This window comes from Streptomyces sp. NPDC006259 (genome assembly GCF_042870975.1).
In the GTDB taxonomy this organism is placed as follows: Bacteria; Actinomycetota; Actinomycetes; order Streptomycetales; family Streptomycetaceae; genus Streptomyces.
This window is the reverse complement of the sequence record NZ_JBIAHY010000007.1, coordinates 205,088-222,985: the sequence shown is the minus strand read 5'-3', so window position 1 is coordinate 222,985 and position 17,898 is coordinate 205,088. Positions and strand designations below refer to the sequence as shown.

14 protein-coding genes are annotated in these 17,898 nt (G+C 73.4%); 7 read left to right on the top strand and 7 right to left on the bottom strand.

Annotation, left to right across the window (positions count from 1 at the left end; all coding sequences use genetic code 11):
- Positions 1-299: 299 nt before the first annotated feature.
- Positions 300-560, bottom strand: coding sequence for a hypothetical protein (locus tag ACFYO5_RS28710; protein WP_388714572.1), 261 nt, complete (start codon positions 558-560; stop codon positions 300-302).
- Between the two features lie 81 nt (positions 561-641).
- On the opposite strand from ACFYO5_RS28710, the gene ACFYO5_RS28705 reads away from it, so the two are divergent.
- The 4 genes from ACFYO5_RS28705 to ACFYO5_RS28690 all read left to right on the top strand — a co-directional run bounded on the left by ACFYO5_RS28705 (position 642) and on the right by ACFYO5_RS28690 (position 6,640).
- A complete protein-coding gene (locus ACFYO5_RS28705; protein WP_388714550.1) occupies positions 642-1,571 on the top strand; it encodes a 5'-3' exonuclease H3TH domain-containing protein in 930 nt (309 codons plus the stop codon).
- A 113-nt stretch (positions 1,572-1,684) separates the two neighbouring features.
- Complete coding sequence (locus ACFYO5_RS28700; RefSeq protein WP_388714106.1) at positions 1,685-2,527, top strand: siderophore-interacting protein; 843 nt, start codon at positions 1,685-1,687, stop codon at positions 2,525-2,527.
- Positions 2,528-3,717: 1,190 nt separating this feature from the next.
- The gene (locus tag ACFYO5_RS28695) at positions 3,718-5,289 is read left to right on the top strand and encodes an amino acid permease (protein WP_388714103.1); all 1,572 of its coding nucleotides are present in this window, start codon (positions 3,718-3,720) and stop codon (positions 5,287-5,289) included.
- Positions 5,290-5,674: 385 nt separating this feature from the next.
- Positions 5,675-6,640 (top strand): RluA family pseudouridine synthase, encoded by a 966-nt coding sequence (locus ACFYO5_RS28690; protein ID WP_388714100.1) that lies wholly within the window; start codon positions 5,675-5,677, stop codon positions 6,638-6,640.
- Here the strand turns inward: ACFYO5_RS28690 and ACFYO5_RS28685 are convergent.
- From ACFYO5_RS28685 to ACFYO5_RS28660, 6 genes are all read right to left on the bottom strand, one after another.
- Positions 6,634-8,181: a cytochrome P450 gene (locus tag ACFYO5_RS28685; protein ID WP_388714097.1), complete on the bottom strand. Its 1,548-nt coding sequence runs from the start codon at positions 8,179-8,181 to the stop codon at positions 6,634-6,636. The two genes, ACFYO5_RS28690 and ACFYO5_RS28685, sit on opposite strands and share 7 nt — an antisense overlap.
- 299 nt (positions 8,182-8,480) lie before the next feature.
- Positions 8,481-9,101 carry an ATP/GTP-binding protein gene (locus tag ACFYO5_RS28680; protein ID WP_356563313.1) on the bottom strand — a complete coding sequence of 207 codons (621 nt, stop codon included), beginning with the start codon at positions 9,099-9,101 and terminating at the stop codon, positions 8,481-8,483.
- A complete protein-coding gene (locus ACFYO5_RS28675) occupies positions 9,082-9,483 on the bottom strand; it encodes a DUF742 domain-containing protein (protein ID WP_356563315.1) in 402 nt (133 codons plus the stop codon). The genes ACFYO5_RS28680 and ACFYO5_RS28675 overlap by 20 nt, the downstream gene beginning before the upstream one ends.
- Positions 9,480-9,887, bottom strand: coding sequence for a roadblock/LC7 domain-containing protein (locus tag ACFYO5_RS28670; RefSeq protein ID WP_356563317.1), 408 nt, complete (start codon positions 9,885-9,887; stop codon positions 9,480-9,482). Before ACFYO5_RS28670 ends, ACFYO5_RS28675 begins: the two co-directional genes overlap by 4 nt.
- Entirely contained in the window at positions 9,884-11,512 is a 1,629-nt protein-coding gene (locus ACFYO5_RS28665; protein ID WP_388714092.1) for an ATP-binding protein, read from the bottom strand. Before ACFYO5_RS28665 ends, ACFYO5_RS28670 begins: the two co-directional genes overlap by 4 nt.
- Before the next feature lie 412 nt (positions 11,513-11,924).
- Complete coding sequence (locus ACFYO5_RS28660; protein WP_388714089.1) at positions 11,925-12,551, bottom strand: TetR/AcrR family transcriptional regulator; 627 nt, start codon at positions 12,549-12,551, stop codon at positions 11,925-11,927.
- Positions 12,552-12,751: 200 nt separating this feature from the next.
- On the opposite strand from ACFYO5_RS28660, the gene ACFYO5_RS28655 reads away from it, so the two are divergent.
- From ACFYO5_RS28655 to ACFYO5_RS28645, 3 genes are read left to right on the top strand one after another with little or no spacing between them, the layout of a single operon-like run.
- Entirely contained in the window at positions 12,752-13,576 is an 825-nt protein-coding gene (locus ACFYO5_RS28655; RefSeq protein ID WP_388714086.1) for an urea amidolyase associated protein UAAP1, read from the top strand.
- Entirely contained in the window at positions 13,573-14,220 is a 648-nt protein-coding gene (locus ACFYO5_RS28650) for an urea amidolyase associated protein UAAP2 (RefSeq protein ID WP_388714084.1), read from the top strand. The genes ACFYO5_RS28655 and ACFYO5_RS28650 overlap by 4 nt, the downstream gene beginning before the upstream one ends.
- Positions 14,217-17,894 carry a biotin carboxylase N-terminal domain-containing protein gene (locus ACFYO5_RS28645; protein ID WP_388714081.1) on the top strand — a complete coding sequence of 1,226 codons (3,678 nt, stop codon included), beginning with the start codon at positions 14,217-14,219 and terminating at the stop codon, positions 17,892-17,894. Before ACFYO5_RS28650 ends, ACFYO5_RS28645 begins: the two co-directional genes overlap by 4 nt.
- Positions 17,895-17,898: the final 4 nt, after the last annotated feature.

The following is a 17,898-nucleotide window of genomic DNA, read 5'->3' as shown; positions in this document are numbered from 1 at the left end:
CACCGGGCGTCACACGCGAGTCACGGTTCGCGCCAGCCGATCGTCCGCCGGCGGGGCGCTCTCCGGTGTTCCTGGTGTCAATGCCGAGGGGCCGCCGGGTGTTCCCGTGCCGTTTCCCGGACGCGATCCGGCTGGTCCGGGGCCCGGGCGCCGGCGTGCGGCGAGGAGCCGGGCGGGGTGCGGCCGCGGCGCCGCGCGGTTGGCCGGATACAGCCGGGCCGAACGCGCGCGGGGCGGGCCCCGGCGTACGTGTCGAGACGTACGGCCGTGCCGCCCCGCGCAGGACGGTCCGGGTGCTGTCAGGTCACCCGGCCGCCCGGCTCCGCTCCCGGCGCCGTCGACGGGGGCTGTCGACAGGGGCTGTCGACGGGGGTTGTCGACGGGGCCCAGGTGTCGAGCAGGCCGGGGTCGCCCTGCGGCCGGGCGCGGACGGCGTCCTCGAAGCCGAGGCCGATGTCGAGCCGGCCGACGGCCTCGTTGACGGCGCCACCGAGGCCCCCGGCGTCGAGCATGCCGGCGATGACGGCCATCGACAGGCCGCGCATGATCACCGGGTTCACGACGAGTGGGCCGGTTCACCGGCTCCTCGCACGGGCCACGTGAGTGACACCGGCGGATCGGCGGCGGGCCGGTGCGGCATGATGCGTGGCGTGACCGGACGACTGATGCTCCTCGACACCGCCTCGCTGTACTTCCGCGCCTACTTCGGCGTCCCGGACTCCGTGAAGGCCCCGGACGGCACGCCGGTGAACGCCGTACGCGGACTGCTGGACTTCATCGACCGCCTGGTCAAGGACCACCGGCCCGACGAACTGGTCGCCTGCATGGACGCCGACTGGCGGCCGCAGTGGCGGATCGACCTCATCCCCTCCTACAAGGCGCACCGGGTCGCCGAGGAGCGCGAGGTCGGCCCCGACGAGGAAGAGGTGCCGGACACGCTCTCACCGCAGGTCCCGGTCATCGAGGCGGTGCTGGACGCGCTCGGCATCGCGCGCGTGGGCGTCGCCGGCTACGAGGCGGACGACGTGATCGGCACCTTCACCGCGCGTGCGAAGGGCCCGGTCGACATCGTCACCGGCGACCGCGACCTGTACCAGTTGGTGGACGACGCGCGCGGGGTGCGGGTGCTGTACCCGCTGAAGGGCGTCGGCACGCTCCAGACGACGGACGAGGCGTGGCTGCGCGAGAAGTATGGCGTCGACGGGCGCGGGTACGCGGATCTGGCGCTGCTGCGCGGCGACCCGAGCGACGGTCTGCCCGGCGTACCGGGCATCGGGGAGAAGACGGCGGCCAAGCTGCTGGCCGAGTTCGGCGACCTGGCCGGGATCCTGGCGGCCGTCGACGACCCGAGGGCGAAGCTCACGCCCTCGCAGCGCAAGCGGCTCGACGAGGCCCGGCCCTACCTCGCCGTCGCGCCGACGGTGGTCCGGGTCGCGGGCGACGTGCCGCTGCCGGAGGTGTCCACGGCGCTTCCGCACGGGCCGCGGGAGCCCGCGGCGCTGGAGGAGCTGGCGGTGCGCTGGGGTCTCGGCGGGTCACTGCAACGTCTGCTGACGACGCTCGGCGCGTGAGTGTGGAAGCCGGGGGCGACCGCTCGCGTCGGGGAGCCGCAGAGGTTGGGGCGCCGCAGGGGTCGAGGTGCTAACTTAGGTTAACCTAACCACGGAAGGCCCGGGAGGCTGTCATGGCAGAACGTCCGGCACGGAAGCCGCGGAAGCCCCACTCCGCGCAGGTCCTCCGCACCGAACGGCTCACTCCGCACATGCAGCGTGTCGTCCTCGGCGGCGAGGGACTGGCCGAGTTCGCCGCCGACACCTGCACCGATCACTACGTGAAACTGCTGTTCGGGGCCGAGGGCGTGACCTACCCGGACCCCTTCGACCTGGAGCGCGTGCGCGCGGAGTTCCCCCGCGAGCAGTGGCCCGTGACGCGCACGTACACGGTGCGCCACTGGGACCCCGAGCACCGCGAGCTGACCCTGGACTTCGTTCTTCACGGCGACGAGGGCCTCGCCGGGCCGTGGGCGGCCCGCGTCCAGCCGGGCGAGACCGTCCTCTTCATGGGCCCCGGTGGCGCCTACGCCCCCGACCCGACGGCCGACTGGCACCTGCTGGCCGGTGACGAGAGCGCGCTGCCGGCCATCGCCGCGGCGCTGGAGTCGCTGCCCGCCGGGACCGAGGCGCACGCCTTCATCGAGGTCTCCGGACCCGAGGAGGAGCAGAAGATCGACTCGGACGTGGAGGTCGTCTGGCTGCACCGCGGCGGGCGTCCGGTCGGCGAGCGGCTCGTGGAGGCCGTCCGGGGGCTCCCGTTCCCCGAGGGCCGGCCGCACGCGTTCGTGCACGGCGAGGCCGCCTTCGTGAAGGAGTTGCGCAAGCTGCTGCGGGTCGAGATGCAGATTCCCCGCGAGGACCTGTCGGTGTCGGGCTACTGGCGCCTGGGTCACAACGAGGACGGCTGGCAGGCCACCAAGCGCGAGTGGAACGCGCGCGTGGAGGCCGAGCAGGAGGCCAGGCCGGCCGCTTGAGGCTGGCAGTGGGCGGGCCGCGCGGGGGACGGCTCGGGCCGTGGAAGGGGCGCGCCGTGAAGCCTGGCGCGCCGTGAAGTAGGCCGGCTGGTGACCGCGTACGGCCGGCCTCCCGAGGCCGCACCCCCGGCATCCAGCGGTGCTACGGCCGCTGTCTCCGGTGGACGGCCGCACCGTCGCCGCGGCAGAGGTCCGGTGGTGCGCTGGCGCGGACGAGGACCGCGCCCCGGCCGGGCCGCGGCCGGGATCGAGGTCGGAGCCGGGGGGACCAGTGCACCGCGGCGACCCGTCCCCGCCGATCCGCCCACGCCGCTCGGCGACGCCGGCCGCACCGCACCCCCCTCGACGCCGGACTTCCTGTAGCCGCCACCGACCTCCGTCTCCGCGCGTTCACCGCCCGGCGCGGATGCCCGGTGGGAGGTGGCACCTCACACGTGGCTCCCGGCGGGAGGCGCCACCTCGCACCTGACGCCCAGGGGACGGCGGCACCTCGCAGGTAGAGCCGACCCCCACAACCGTGCGGTGACCGGGGGTCGTTCGGCACGGATGCGGGACCTCGCGTGGGTCGACCCGCTCAGCGGGGCGGTGGCCGCGGGTCGTTCGGCCCTCGACGGCGACGATCGCCTGCCGTCGGCGCACCGGCAGGCCCGAGGGCGGCGGACGACGCCCCGAACCCGGTACACCGGCCGGTGACCCGGCGTCCGCACCACACCGCGACGCGCACGCCCGGCAGTACGCCCCGGCGTCCGCATCACACCACCTCGCGCCCGCCCGGCGGCCCGTCGAGGGCGAGTTCGCGCCCCTGAGGTTCCTCGGGCGTGCCCGACCACGACCCGGCCCCGGTCGCCGATGCGACCGCTCGGCAACCCGCTCGGTGACCCCCTCGGCACGCCGGTCGACCTCCCCCAGGCGGTGCGTGGCGAGCAGGATGCCGGGGTCCTCCCCGCAGGCCGGGCGGCCGCTCCCGGCTCCCCGCCGCGCCGAGGGCCCCGGGTCCGCACGGCCACGATCCGGTGAGCCCGTCCTCTCACGACATGTCGCGATGGTCGAGGGCCGGCGAGGACGTGAGGACTTGGGCCCGGCGCGGACACGCTCGCGTGACGCGGTGGAAACAGCCGCTCCCTAATTTCTGTCGACCGACAGGAATTCGCAGGGGCACGCGCCCAAGGCAGCCGAAGGCAGGTTCCGCCGTGACCACCACGACCCGATCCGACGTACGCCCCGATCCGCCGCACTCCCCCGGACCCGACGACGGGTCCCTCGCCGCGTTCGGCTACCGCCAGGAGCTGCACCGCAGCCTGGGCCGGTACGCCTCGTTCGCCGCCGGGTTCTCCTTCATCTCCGTCCTGACGACCGTCTTCCAGTTCTTCGCCTTCGGGTACGCCTTCGGTGGCCCCGTCTTCCTCTGGGCGTGGCCGGCGGTGCTGGCCGGGCAGTTGCTGGTGGCCGCCTGCTTCGCGGAGCTGGCGGCGCGCTACCCGATCTCGGGCGCGATCTACCAGTGGTCGTCACGCCTGTCGACGCCCGCCTTCGGCTGGTTCGCCGGCTGGATCATGGTGATCGGCCAGGTCGTCGTCGTCGCGGCGGCCGCGCTGGCGCTCCAGATGGTGCTGCCGGCGATCTGGTCGGGCTTCCAGCTGATCGGCACCGACCCGGCGCCCACCTCGCCCGGCGGCGCGGCCAACGCGGCACTGCTCGGCGTGATCCTGCTGACGCTCACCACCCTGGTGAACGTCCTCGACAACCGGGTGATGTCCGTCGTCAACCGGGTCGGCGTCACGGCCGAGATCATCGGCGCGGTGCTCATCGTCGTCCTGCTGCTCACCCACTCCGAACGCTCCCCGAGCATCACCTTCCACACCGGAGGGGCCGGGCAGGAAGGCCTGTTGGGGGCGCTGCTGGTGGGCTCCTTCACCGCCGCCTACGTCATGATCGGTTTCGACAGCGCCGGTGAGATGAGCGAGGAGACGCATCATCCGCGTCGCACCGCGCCCCGCACGATCCTCACCGCGCTCGGTGCGGCCGGTCTGCTCGGCGGGCTGATCGTGCTGGGCGGCCTGCTCGCCGCGCCCAGTCTCACCGACGGCCGCCTCGGCGTGGACGGTCTCAGTTACGTCCTCACCAGCAGCCTCGGGGACGGTGTCGGCAAGGCACTGCTGGCGGACGTCGTGGTGGCGATCACCGTGGCCACCCTGGCGATCCAGACGGCGGCCTGCCGGATGCTGTTCTCGATGGCCCGCGACGGGCAGCTGCCGTTCTCCGGCCGCCTCGCCCGCGTCAACCCCCGCACCGGCATGCCGAGCGCCCCCGCCCTGGTCGTCGGCGTCCTCGCGGCGGCGCTGCTCCTGCTCAACTTCGCGTCCCCCGAGGCGTTCCTGGCCATCGGCACGACGTGCATCGTGATGCTGTACCTGGCCTACGCCATGGTCACCGGCCCCCTGCTGGTCCGTCGGCTGCGGGGCCAGTTCTCCTCGGCGGGCACGGACGAGACGGGCGCGCCCCTGTTCTCCCTGGGCCGCTGGGGCGTCCCCGTGAACGCCCTCGCCCTCCTCTACGGCCTGTTCATGACCGTCAACCTGGCCTGGCCACGGGCGGCGGTGTACGACCCGGCGGGCGGGCACTGGTACTTCCAGTGGTTCACGGTGCTGTTCCTCGGCGCGACGGTGGCGGCGGGCCTCGCCTACCGCGTGCACCGGGCGTGCAGGACGGTCCGGGCGACGCCTGCGGAGACGGCTCCGATGCCGAAGCCGGCGACCGGCTGACCCGGTGCGCGCCACGCGCGTGTGCGGCACTCGAACCGGTGCGACCCCGCACACCCGCGTGCCCGGCCCGAGCCGTCAATGGACACGTGTGTGCGTGGAGGCCGGCCACCCCTCGACCCGGCCGGTGACCTCCGCGACGGAGTCGGGAGCCCGGACGTGCCGCGGTGGCTCAGGGGGCCTGGGAAGCCGTGTGGACGTGGGGCGCGTCCCGTCCGTCCTCCGGGCGCGGTACCGGACCGTCGCCGGCGCGGACGACCGGCTGGGGGGACTCGGCGAGGGGGCCGGCGGGCCGGACGGGAGCGGTCGGAGAGGGCGGGGCCGGCACCTCGCCGACCGGGGCGGGAGCACGCCGACCGGAGTTCGCGGCCGCCGTAGGGTGGTGCCGATGAGACGCCGCACCCCTCCCCCGCAGTCCCCCCTCCCCCAGCGGGAGGGGGTCGATCCGGTCCGGGTGCGGTTGCCGGGCGACGGCCACTGGGCGACCGTACGGGAGCATCTGGCGGAGCGGTTCGGCACGGCGCGGGCCGAGGCCGTGGACTCGATGTTCGCGGCAGGGCGGATCGTCGGCGCCGACGGGCGGGCGGTGCCGGCCGACGCCGCCTACGTGCCGGGCATGTTCGTCTGGTTCCACCGGGACCTGCCCGTCGAGGAACCGGTGCCGTTCCCGATGGAGATCGTGTACCGCGACGAGCATGTCGTCGTCGCGGACAAGCCGCACTTCCTCGCCACCACCCCGCGCGGCAGCCATGTCACCGAGACCGCGCTGGCCCGGCTGCGGCGGGACCTCCAGCTGCCCGCGCTGGGCGCCGCCCACCGTCTCGACCGGCTCACCGCGGGGCTGGTGCTGTTCACCGTGCGCCCCGAGGAGCGCGGCGCGTACCAGACCCTGTTCCGCGACCGCCGGGTCCGCAAGGTGTACGAGGCGGTCGCGCCGTACGATCCGGCGCTGGCGCGGCCGGTGACCGTGCGCAGCCGGATCGTGAAGGAACGCGGCACGCTGACCGCCCGCGAGGTGCCGGGCGAGCCCAACGCGGTCAGCCGTGTCGAGCTGGTCGAGCACCGGCCGGACGGGCTCGCCCGCTACCGGCTGGTCCCGGAGACCGGGCAGACCCATCAGCTGCGGGTGCACATGACCGCGCTCGGCGTGCCCATCCTCGGCGACCCCCTCTATCCGCGGGTCACCGCCCCGGGACCGGCCGGCGACTTCCGGCGCCCACTGCAACTGCTGGCGCGGGAGCTGGAGTTCACCGATCCGGTCACGGGGGCGGAGCACCGGCTGCGGAGCGGGCGGACGCTGGCCGCCTGGTCGTCGTACGACGGTGGGGGCGGCGGGCGCGACCTGGGTCAGTAGCCGCTCCACCAGGCGAGGAAGCGGCGCCAGGCGTTCGGCCGACGGGCCGGTTCGGGAGCGGGCGCCGGTTCGGGCGTCGGGTCGGGGGCGGGCCTCGGGACCGTGGCCGGCCGGGGTTCGGCGGACGGCGGTGGCAGACGGGTGGCCAGGGGCGGGGCGACCGGTGCGATGGCGGCGGGTGCCGGTTTGATGTCGAGGGTCAGCGGGAGGACGGGGCGCGGCGGCGGGAGCGCGCCGTGGGTCGGCCTGACCATGACGTCCTGCTGCTGCTTCGGCTCGAAGCGGACGGGCAGCTCCACGAGGTGCCGTGAGGCGATCGACGTCGTCCAGCGCAGGTCCTCCTCCGCGCAGGCCAGCTGCACGTCCGGCAGCCGCGTCAGCAGGGCGTCGACGCCGACGTCCGCGATGGCGCGGCCGATGTCCTGGCCGGGGCATTCGTGCGGGCCGCCGCCGAAGGCCAGGTGGGCGCGGTTGCCCTGCATGTTGGCGGACAGGTCGGGACGGACCCGTGGGTCCACGTTGCCCGGTGCCGGCGCGAAGAGGAGGCCGTCGCCCCGGCGGATGCGCTGACCGCCCAGTTCGGTGTCCTGCTTGGCGAAGTAGGCGAAGACGGTGCTGAACGGCGGCTCGTCCCACAGGGACTGCTCGACCGCCTCGGGCACGGTCATCTGCCCGCCGTTGAGCTGGGCGAGGAACCGCGGGTCGGTGAGGACCATGCGCAGCGCGTTGGAGAGCAGGTTGACCGTGGCCTCGTAGGCGGCGAAGAGGACCAGGCGCAGATGCTCGCGGACCTCGTCGTCGGTCAGTCCCGCCGGGTCCAGGACGAGGTGGCTGGTGAAGTCGTCCTGGGGTTCGGCGCGGCGGCGGGTGGTGAGCCGGCTCAGCGCCTCCATGACGTAGGTGTGGCTGGCGATCGCGGTCTCGGTGCCCTTGAGCGCGTCCCGGGCCGCGTGGACCATCCGGTCGTCGTACTCCTCGGGCATGCCGAGGACATGGCACATCACCGCCATCGGGAGATGCTCGGCGAACTGGCCGACCAGCTCGGCCCGGCCCCGCTCGCAGAAGCGGTTGACCAGCCGCTGGGTGGATCGGTAGATGTACCGGCGCACGCTGCGGTCGTCGATGGTCGCCATGGCGGCGGTGACCGCGCCGCGCAGCCGCTTGTGCTCGTCGCCCTCGGCGTGGGAGCAGATGGGCTGCCAGGCGATGTGCGGCATGAGCGGGTGGTCGGGCTTGACCATGCCGTCCAGCAGGGGCGTCCAGATGCGGCTGTCGCGGCTGTACTGGGAGGGCGTGCGCACCATGTGCATGTTCTCGGCGTGGCCGAGGACCACCCACATCGGCACGTCGTCGTGGAGGAGTACGGGCGCCACCGGGCCGTGCTGTTCGCGCAGTTGCTCGTAGAGGTCGTCCAGGTCCTCCGCTCCGGGCCCGTAGAGCCGGTGCAGTCCGCCGGGGCCACGGCCGTGCGCGGGGCAGCCGGGCGGCGGGTCGAGGGCGAGGTCGTGCGGACCGGTCGTCGGGGGGTGGTCAGGCGTCACTGGGTCGCTCCGAAGGGATCCGGGAGAGTCCGGGAGGGTCGGGGGGGGCGGGGGGGGGTCGGGGGGGGTCGGGGGGTCTGGGTGCGGAGGGAGGAGGTCGAGGAAGGGGGGAGGGGCGGGGCGGGGAGCCCGGCAGGGGTCGGTCCGGGAGCCGGGGTGGGGCCGGTCCGGGAGCCGGGGTGGGGCCGGTCCGGGAGCCGGGGTGGGGCCGGGGCCGTCCCGGAAGGTCGGGACGGGGTGAGACCGGTCCCGAGGACCGGGAAGGCCGGGCAGGGCGGACGGGCGGGATCGGGCGGGTGTCAGGTGAGCTTGCCGGTCAGCGCGAGGTTGTGCAGGAAGCGCGTCAGCGTCACCAGCACATCGCGGCTCGATGCCCTGCGGCGCACGTCGCACTCCACGATCGGGACCTCGGGCGGCAGGTCGAGGGCGCCCCGCAGGTCCTCCAGCGGGTAACGAGGCCCGTCGGGGAAGGTGTTGACGGCGACCACGAAGGGCACGCCGCGCTCCTCCAGCCTGCCCATGACCTCGAAGCTGACCTCCAGGCGGCGGGTGTCGACGAGGACGACCGCGCCGAGGGCGCCCTCGAACAGGCCGTTCCACAGGAACCAGAACCGCTCCTGGCCGGGGGTGCCGAAGAGGTAGAGCACCACCTGGTCCGTGATGCGGATCCGGCCGAAGTCCATCGCCACGGTGGTGGCGGTCTTGGTGTCGGAGCCGTAGTTGTCGTCGACGCCGATACCGGCCTGCGTCATGGTCTCCTCGGTGGTCAGCGGCTTGATCTCGCTGACCGATCCGACCATCGTCGTCTTGCCGACACCGAAGCCGCCCACGATGACGATCTTGGCCGCCGCCGTGGTGGTGTGCGGCAGATGGTCCTCGGCGCGTGGGCCGGGGATGGTGTCAGAGCCGTTGAAGTCCATGCATCACCGCTTCGAGAAGGGAACGGTCGGGGAGGTGCTGCCGGACGATCGGGGCGCGCGCCTGGACCAGTTCGGCCGCCAGCATCTCGGTGAGCAGCACCGTCACCACGCTGAACGGCAGGCCGAGGTAGGCCGACACCTCGGCCACCGACAGCGGGGCCCGGCACATCCGCAGCACCGCCGACTGCTCCGGAGGGGCGGAGGAGGGCGGTTCGGCACGCGCCACGATCAACGTGACGAGGTCGAGCGGGGCGCGTTCGCCGTCGGGGCCGGTGATGATGTACAGCCGCTCGGGGTTCTTGCCCTCCCCCTCCTTCGGCGGCTGCGGGGGCGGGGGGTGTTCGGGGACGGGGTCGCGCCGACGGCGTTGTGGAGGCGTCATACGCTCTGCCCGTTGCGGCGGGGCGGGCTGGTCAGATGGGCGCCGATCCGAACCACGAGGTCCCGCATCATGGCGCTCATCCGGCCGGCCTCGCAGCGTACGTCCGCCAGGACGGCGAGGTAGGCGTTGGCGCCGGCGGACATCATGTAGAAGTAGCCGCCGTTCAGTTCGATCATGACCAGGTTCATCTCGCCGTCGCTGGAGTGGATCTCCTGGGCGACGGCGTTGGCCAGGCTCTGCAGGCCCGCGCAGGCCGCGGCGACCCGGTCGGCGGCGTCGGGGTCACCGGCGTAGCGGGCGATGCGCAGTCCGTCGGCCGAGAGCACGACGATCATCTCGATGCCCGGAACCCCGTCGTAGAGCTCCTTGAGCAGCCAGTCGAAGTTTTGGCGCTGCTGGATCACGTGAGGTCCCCTTCGTCGTCGGCCTCGGGCCTGGCCTTGTCCTTGAGCAGATGCAGATACGCGGTGGGATTGCGGGTGAAGTCCGTCGGGTGGTGTCCCGGAGGGGCCTCCTTCTTCAGGCCCTCCCAGAAGGCCTCGAAGGCCACGCCGGGCTCCTGCCGCTTCTTGTCGGGATCGGGCTCCGGCTTGGGCTGCGCGAACGGGTCCGGCTCGCCGGCGAGTTCGGCCGCCTGCGCGGCGTACGCCTCGCGGTAGCGCTGGCTGATCGGGATCGTGGTCTTGCTGCGGCGTTGCGGCAGGCCCTTGTCGGTCCACTCGGTGACCTCGGGCACCTCGTCGTCGTCCAGGGAGACACCCGCCGGGATCCTCGGGTTGGTGGGGCGGCGCTTCTTCGGAGGCCTCTTCGGGCTCTCGACCTCGATGTTGCCCAGGTCGATCTGCGGTACGGCGGTGGCGCCGATGCCGTGGGCGAAGCCGGGCGCCGGGTCGGAGGTGACCATCTCGCTGGGCGCGATCAGTACGGCGCGGACGCCTCCGTAGGCCGAAGTGCGCAGCGACACCTGCATGTTGAACGACGTGCAGAGCCGGCCGACGACCGCGAGGCCGAGGCGCGGGGTGCCTCCGACGTCCTGGATGTCGACACCGGCCATGGCCTGTTCCAGCATGCGCTCGGCCTTGGCGCGGGCCTCCTCGCTGAGGCTGACGCCGGCGTCCTCGATCTCGATCGCGATGCCGGTCTGCACCTCGACGGCGTTGACGTGCACCTTGCTGGTGGGGGGCGAGTAGCGGGTGGAGTTGTCGAGGAGTTCGGCGAGCGCGTGGATGAGCGGTTCGACGGACAGGCCGCGGATGTTGACCTTGGCGATGGAGTCGAGCTGGATGCGCCGGTACTCCAGGATGCGGGACATGGCGCCGCGCAGCACGCTGTAGAGCGGGACCGGCTGGGGCCAGTTGCGGCCGGGGCGGCCGCCGCCGAGCACACCGACGGAGTCGGCGAGACGGCCGATCAGGGCGGTGCCGTGGTCGATGCGCAGGAGGTCGTCGAAGACCTCGGGGTTACGGCCGTGGTCCTCCTCCATCTCCCGCAGTTCCGCGGCCTGCTGGTGCACGATGGCCTGGACGCGCCGGGCGACGCTGACGAACGAGCGCTGGGCGGAGTCGCGCAGGGCCTCCTCGTGGTCGACGATCTCGAGGATCCCCTTGACCACCTTCTGCTGGCCCTCGTCGAGGTCGCGGTAGTCGGCGTCCACGTCGGCGAAGTGGAGCATCACCTCGCGGGGCGAGTTCCCGGCGCGCAGCCAGGCCACCGCCTGGGGGACGAAGTAGTCGGCCAGCCGGAGGTTCTGCTCCCCCTGGGCGGCGACCCGGCGCTCCAGGTACGCGATCCGGCGTTCCTTCTCCGCGCGCAGTTCCTTCAGTTGACGGCCGCGGCGGACCGACTCGGCCCCGGCGGCGATCACCAGGAGGGTGGCGACGGCTCCGCAGACGCCGACGGCGGTCTGGGCCGGCGCCGCCACCAGGGCGACGGCCGCGCCGGTCGCCGCGGCCATCAGTATCGCCGGCAGCAACACCAAGCGCGCGTGGGCCAGTTCACGGCGACCGGGTGGGGACTGAACACTCACCATGTGGGCACCCTCTGTAGGGGATCTGTCGGTATCTTCGGGATAATGGGGAACAAGCGCACGAATACGCCTCAACTCGGTGCGCCGCGGGCGAGCTTAGTCCGACCGGATCATCGCCGTGTCATATTCGGCAACCGCCTGAAACCGCCACCGCACGTGGAGTAACCTCGGGCGGTTTGCACGCACCGGATCCGTTCGAACACAAGGCGTAACGACACATTGGCGCGCGAACACCCTCACCGGTACGGGTGAAACAGGAGGCACGAGGCTGCCGTCAGACGGCCCGTCGGGCGCTGCCGCAAGACCCTGCCGTCAGGCGCCGGCGTCAAGCACCGCGGTCAGGCGCCGACTCAGGCACCGCGGTCAAGCACTGGCGTCAAGCGCCGCCGTCAGGCACGGGCGTCAGGCACGGGCGTCAGGCTCCCGCGATGCGCAGCGCCGCGTCGGCGGTGGCGCGGGCGAACTCCGAGACGGGGCGCTCCGGGTCGGAGCGGTGGACGAGGAGGACGCCCTCGATGAGCCCGAAGACGAGATCGGTCCGCAGGTCCAGCTCGCTCTTGGCGAGCGCGCCGCCCGCCGCGGTCCCCGCGAGCAACTGCCGGTATCCGTCCTTCAGTTCGGCGCGCACGGCGTGGAACCCGGCGAACCGCTCGGTGCGCACCTCGGGCAGGAGGTACAGCCCGCCGAGGTTGTGCGGGCCGCCGCACAGCAGCTCCACGTCGGTACGGCACAGCTCCCACAGCCGGTCCTCGGCTGGCCGCGCGTCGTCCGCGAGCAACTCACGGGCGTAGGTCAGGGACGGCGTCACCGTGGACTCCAGCAGGGCGGCGAGGAGTTCCTCCTTGCCGGAGACGTAGTGGTACATGGAGGCCTGGCGCATGCCGGCCCGCTCGGCGACGGCGCGGGTGGTGGTGGCCGTGTAACCGCGGGTGGTGAACAACTCCGCGGCGGCCGAGAGCAGTTCGGCCCGGGGCGCCAGCCCGCTGTCGGGCCGCTGCGCGGCGCGCGGTCTGCCGACTCGGCGCCCACTGGTCGTCCCCATGCGTTCGATCCTCGCACACGACACCGGCCGGCCACCCGGCCGGCGACTCCCACCGGGTGTCCGGGCCCGGCCGCCGTGAGCCGCCGGTAACAGCTCGGCAACCCGGCGGCAACCGCGGCGACCCGGTCCGGCCCTAATTTCTGTCGAGCGACAGAAATCGAGCGACGGAAACGACCCGCCCCCACCAGCCGGAGGACCTGATGGCGACAGCGACGACGTACGGGGCCCGTGCCCATGCGCGCGCCCAGGAGAGCACGCGCAGCGAGACCATGCCCGTCGTCCCGGCCGCGGACTGGCCGGCTCCGCCCTGCGAGGCGGGCCACCTGGTGTGGGCGGAGACGGTGGCGGGCGGCAACTACACGCACCGGGTCCTGGCCCGCGGCACCGAGCTGCGTCTGACCGACATACGCGGCGACGCCTGCGCGCACCTGCTGCTGTACGCCGCCGACCGCCCCTGGGAACGGCTGAACACCGCCGACACGGTCAAGGTCCAGTGGAACGCCTACCTCGGCGAGGGTGTCCTGATCCTCTCCGACCAGGGGCGGGTGCTGGCCTCGGTGGTCGCCGACACCTCGGGTCGGCACGACGCCCTGTGCGGCACCTCCACCCTCGTCCGCAACACCGGACGGTACGGCGACGGCACCCCGCAGTCCGCCTCCCCCGCGGGCCGCGAGCTGTTCAAGCTGGCCGCCGCGAAGAACGGCCTCGAACCCCGCGACCTGCCGCCCTCGCTCTCCTTCTTCCAGGGCGTCGAGGTCCGGGACGACGGCACCCTTCACTTCACCGGCTCGGCCGGCCCCGGCGGCAGCGTCACCCTGCGCGCCGAGCAGGACGTGACCGTGCTCGTCGCCAACGTGCCGCACCCGGCCGACCCGCGCGCGCGGTACGTCAGCACCCCGCTGGAGGTCCTCGCCTGGCGGGCCGCGCCCACCGCGCCCGGCGACCCGCTGTGGGAGGCCACCCCCGAGGGCCGCCGTGCCTTCCTGAACACCGTCGAATTCCTCACCGCCAGGGGGCTCGCATGAGCACGACCGTCGTTCCGGCCCGCGCCGCCTGGTCGTCCGTCGTACGCACCGGCGAGACGCTGACCATCACCGATCTGCACGGCAACCAGGCCGTCGACTTCCTCGTGTACGACGCCCACGACACGTCCGTGCGCTACAGCGCCCCCGACACGATCCACGCCCAGGGCGGCATCTTCCTCACCACGGGCAGCGTGCTGCTGTCCGACGAGCACACCGCGCTGATGACGGTCGTCGCGGACGACGTGGGCCGGCACGACACGGTCGGCGGTGCCTGCTCCAAGGAGTCCAACACCCTGCGCTACGGCCACCACACCTGGTCGCAGCACGCGTGCGTGGACAACTTCCTGGCCGAGGGCGCCAAGCACGGGCTCGGCAAGCGTGACCTGGTCCCCAACATCAACTGGTACATGAACGTGCCGGTCGAGAAGGACGGCACCCTCGGCATCGTCGACGGCCTGTCCGCACCGGGCCTGACGGTCGCCCTGCGCGCCGAACGGGACGTGCTCGTCCTGGTCTCCAACTGCCCCCAGATCAACAACCCCTGCAACGGCTTCGCACCGACGGCCGTGGAGATGACGATCACCGGCGCGACCGACGACGCGGTGACGACCGGCGGGACGACGACCGACGGAGCGAGCACATGAACTTCGACACGCTGCTGGTCGCCAACCGCGGCGAGATAGCCGTCCGCGTCCTGCGCACGGCCCGCGAACTGGGCCTGCGCACGGTCGCCGTGTACTCCGATCCCGACCGCTCGGCCCCGCACGTCCGGCTCGCCGACGAGGCGGTGCGGCTCGGCCCGGCGCCCGCGAAGGAGTCGTACCTCGACGGTGACCTCGTCCTGAAGGCGGCCAAGGACACCGGCGCGGGTGCGATCCACCCCGGTTACGGCTTCCTCTCCGAGGACGCGGGCTTCGCCCGGCGTTGCGCGGACGCCGGGATCGTGTTCGTGGGCCCGACGCCCGAGCAGCTGGAGCTGTTCGGGGCCAAGCACACCGCCCGTGCGGCGGCCTCGGCCGCGGGCGTGCCGCTGGCCCCGGGGACGGGACTGCTGCCCTCCCTGGAGGAGGCGCTGTCCGCGGCGGACGGCATCGGCTACCCGGTCATGCTCAAGGCGACCGGCGGTGGCGGCGGCATCGGTATGTCGGCATGCCGCTCCGCCGGCGAACTCACGGACGCCTGGGAGCGCGTGCAGCGCGTCGCGGCGGCCTCCTTCTCCTCCGCCGGGGTCTTCCTGGAACGCCTCGTCGAGAACGCCCGCCATGTCGAGGTGCAGGTCTTCGGCGACGGCGAGGGCCGGGTCGTCACCTTCGGCGACCGGGACTGCTCCCTCCAGCGCCGCAACCAGAAGGTGGTCGAGGAGGCGCCGGCACCGGGACTCCCCGACCGCGTGCGGCAGCGACTCGCCACCAGCGCCCGCGAGTTGTGCGCCTCGGTCGGCTACCGCTCCGCCGGCACCGTCGAGTTCGTCTACGACGCCGCCCGCGAGGAGGCCTACTTCCTGGAGGTCAACACCCGCCTCCAGGTGGAGCATCCGGTCACCGAGGAGATCTACGGCGTCGACCTGGTCGCCTGGATGCTGCGGCTGGCCCGCGGTGAGCGGGACGTCGTGCACGAGCCCGGCCCGCCGCGCGGTCACGCCGTCGAGGCCCGCGTCTACGCGGAGGACCCGAGCCGCGACCACCGGCCGGGCGCCGGCCTGTTGACGCGGGTGGAGTTCCCGGCCGGGGTACGCGTGGACGGCTGGGTGGAGACGGGCACCGAGGTGAGCCCGGCGTACGACCCGATGCTCGCCAAGGTGATCGCGTACGGCTCCGACCGGGCCCATGCGCTGGCCCGCCTCGACGAGGCGCTGGCCCGGACCCGGATCGACGGCATCGAGACCAACCTGGGGCTGGTGCGGGCCGCGCTGGCGGACCCCCGGTTCGTGACCGCGACCCATTCCACGGCCACCCTCGCCGAGGTCCGCGACCCGACCCCGCGCGTCGAGGTCGTCTCCGGCGGCACGCTGACCACCGTGCAGGACTGGCCCGGTCGTACCGGGCACTGGCAGGTCGGCGTGCCGCCGTCCGGCCCGATGGACGACCGCTCCTTCCGCCTCGGCAACCGGGCGCTCGGCAACCCCGAGGGCGCCCCGGGCCTGGAGTGCACACTCCAGGGGCCGGCCCTGCGCTTCAGCCGTCCGACGACGGTGTGCGTCACGGGCGCGCCCGCGGCGGTCACCGTCGACGGCGCCCCGGTCTCCCAGTGGGAGCCGGTGAGCGTACCGGCCGGTGCCCTGCTGGAGGTCGGCGCGCCCGTCGAACACGGCCTGCGGACCTACGTCCTGCTCGCCGGAGGCCTGGACGTGCCCGCCTTCCTGGGCAGCGCGAGCACCTTCACCCTGGGCCGGTTCGGCGGCCACGGCGGCCGCGCGCTGCGCACCGGGGACGTCCTGCACACCGGAACAGCCGCCGACGTGGACACGGCCCCCGTCGCGACCGCCACCGACACGGACCCCACCGTCGCGGGCACCACACCCGTGAGCACCACCGCCGTGGACACCACCGCCCTGAGCACCACCGCCGTGGACACCACCGCCCTGAGCACCACCGCCGTGGACACCACCGCCCTGAGCACCACCGCCGTGGACACCACCGTCGTGGACCGCCCCGCCTTCACCTCCGTGTGGCACATCGCCGTCGCCGAGGGCCCGCACGCGGCCCCGGAGTTCTTCACCGAGGAGGACATCCGCGACTTCTACGCGGCGGACTGGAAGGTGCACTTCAACTCGGCCCGCACCGGCGTGAGGCTGGTGGGCCCCAAGCCGCACTGGGCGCGCGCCGACGGCGGGGAGGCGGGGCTGCACCCGTCCAACATCCACGACACGCCGTACTCCGTCGGCGCCGTCGACTACACGGGCGACATGCCGGTGCTGCTCGGCCCGGACGGCCCGTCCCTGGGTGGTTTCGTGTGCCCGGCGACGATCCTGAGCGGCGAGCGCTGGAAGCTGGGCCAGCTGCGGCCCGGCGACACCGTGCGGTTCCGGCCGGCCGACGTGGACGGCGGCCCCCGGCCCGCGATCGTCGACGGCGGCGTCCTCGCGCGGGACGGGGACGTGACGTACCGGCGCAGCGGCGACGACAACCTGCTCGTCGAGTTCGGTCCGATGCAGCTGGACCTGGCGCTGCGGATGCGCGTCCACGCGCTGATGGAGGCGGTGGCCGAGGCGTGCCCGGACGGCGTCACCGACCTCACGCCGGGCATCCGCTCGCTCCAGATCCGGACGGACCCGACACGGCTGTCGCAGCGTGAACTCCTCGCCATGGTGCGGGAGCTGACCGCGGCCCTGCCGCCGACCGACCAACTGGTCGTGCCCTCCCGCACGGTCCACCTCCCGCTGTCCTGGGACGACCCGGCGACCCGCGAGGCGATCGCCCGCTACATGGCGGGGGTGCGGGAGGACGCCCCGTGGTGCCCGTGGAACATCGAGTTCATCCGCCGCGTCAACGGCCTCGACACGGTGGCGGACGTCTACGACACGGTGTTCGCCGCGGAGTACCTGGTCCTCGGCCTCGGTGACGTCTACCTGGGCGCGCCGGTCGCCACCCCACTCGATCCGCGCCACCGCCTGGTGACGACGAAGTACAACCCGGCCCGCACCTGGACGGCCGAGAACTCGGTCGGCATCGGCGGCGCCTATCTCTGCGTCTACGGCATGGAGGGGCCGGGCGGCTACCAGTTCGTGGGGCGTACGACGCAGGTGTGGTCGCCCTGGCGTCAGCGCGGCGCGTTCGAGCCGGGCCGGCCCTGGCTGCTGCGCTTCTTCGACCGGATCCGCTGGTATCCCGTCGACGCCGACGAACTCCTGGAGCTGCGCGCCGACATCACCTCGGGACGCTTCGTACCGCGCATCGAGGAGGGCACCTTCTCGCTGGCCGAGTACGAGGCCTTCCTCGTCGAACACGCGGGTTCCATCGCGGAGTTCAGGGCCCGCCAGCAGGCCGCTTTCGGCGCGGAACGCGACGCGTGGGAGGCGGCCGGCGAGTTCGCCCGCGCGGACGCGGCGACGGCGCCCCCGGCCGCACCGGCCGAACTGACCGTCCCGCCGGGCGGCCGCCTGGTGGAGGCCGAGTTCGCCGCCTCCGTGTGGCAGTTGAACGTCGCCGCCGGTGACGAGGTGACGGCGGGCCAACCGCTGCTCGCCCTGGAGGCGATGAAGATGGAGTCCAGGGTGCACGCGCCGGTCGACGGCGTGGTGGCACAGGTCCTGGCCCGGCCGGGCGACCAGGTGGAGGCGGGGACGGCCCTGCTCGTCCTGGCCCCCGCCGCACCGTGAGAGG

Coding starts and splice junctions, on each gene's coding strand:
- ACFYO5_RS28700 (WP_388714106.1), top strand. CDS start 1,685: ATGGCAGAACGTCCGGCACGGAAGCCGCGGAAGCCCCACTCCGCGCAG.
- ACFYO5_RS28660 (WP_388714089.1), bottom strand. CDS start 12,551: ATGGGGACGACCAGTGGGCGCCGAGTCGGCAGACCGCGCGCCGCGCAG.
- ACFYO5_RS28645 (WP_388714081.1), top strand. CDS start 14,217: ATGAACTTCGACACGCTGCTGGTCGCCAACCGCGGCGAGATAGCCGTC.
- ACFYO5_RS28675 (WP_356563315.1), bottom strand. CDS start 9,483: ATGACGCCTCCACAACGCCGTCGGCGCGACCCCGTCCCCGAACACCCC.
- ACFYO5_RS28690 (WP_388714100.1), top strand. CDS start 5,675: ATGAGACGCCGCACCCCTCCCCCGCAGTCCCCCCTCCCCCAGCGGGAG.
- ACFYO5_RS28665 (WP_388714092.1), bottom strand. CDS start 11,512: ATGGTGAGTGTTCAGTCCCCACCCGGTCGCCGTGAACTGGCCCACGCG.
- ACFYO5_RS28705 (WP_388714550.1), top strand. CDS start 642: ATGCGTGGCGTGACCGGACGACTGATGCTCCTCGACACCGCCTCGCTG.
- ACFYO5_RS28680 (WP_356563313.1), bottom strand. CDS start 9,101: ATGGACTTCAACGGCTCTGACACCATCCCCGGCCCACGCGCCGAGGAC.
- ACFYO5_RS28650 (WP_388714084.1), top strand. CDS start 13,573: ATGAGCACGACCGTCGTTCCGGCCCGCGCCGCCTGGTCGTCCGTCGTA.
- ACFYO5_RS28655 (WP_388714086.1), top strand. CDS start 12,752: ATGGCGACAGCGACGACGTACGGGGCCCGTGCCCATGCGCGCGCCCAG.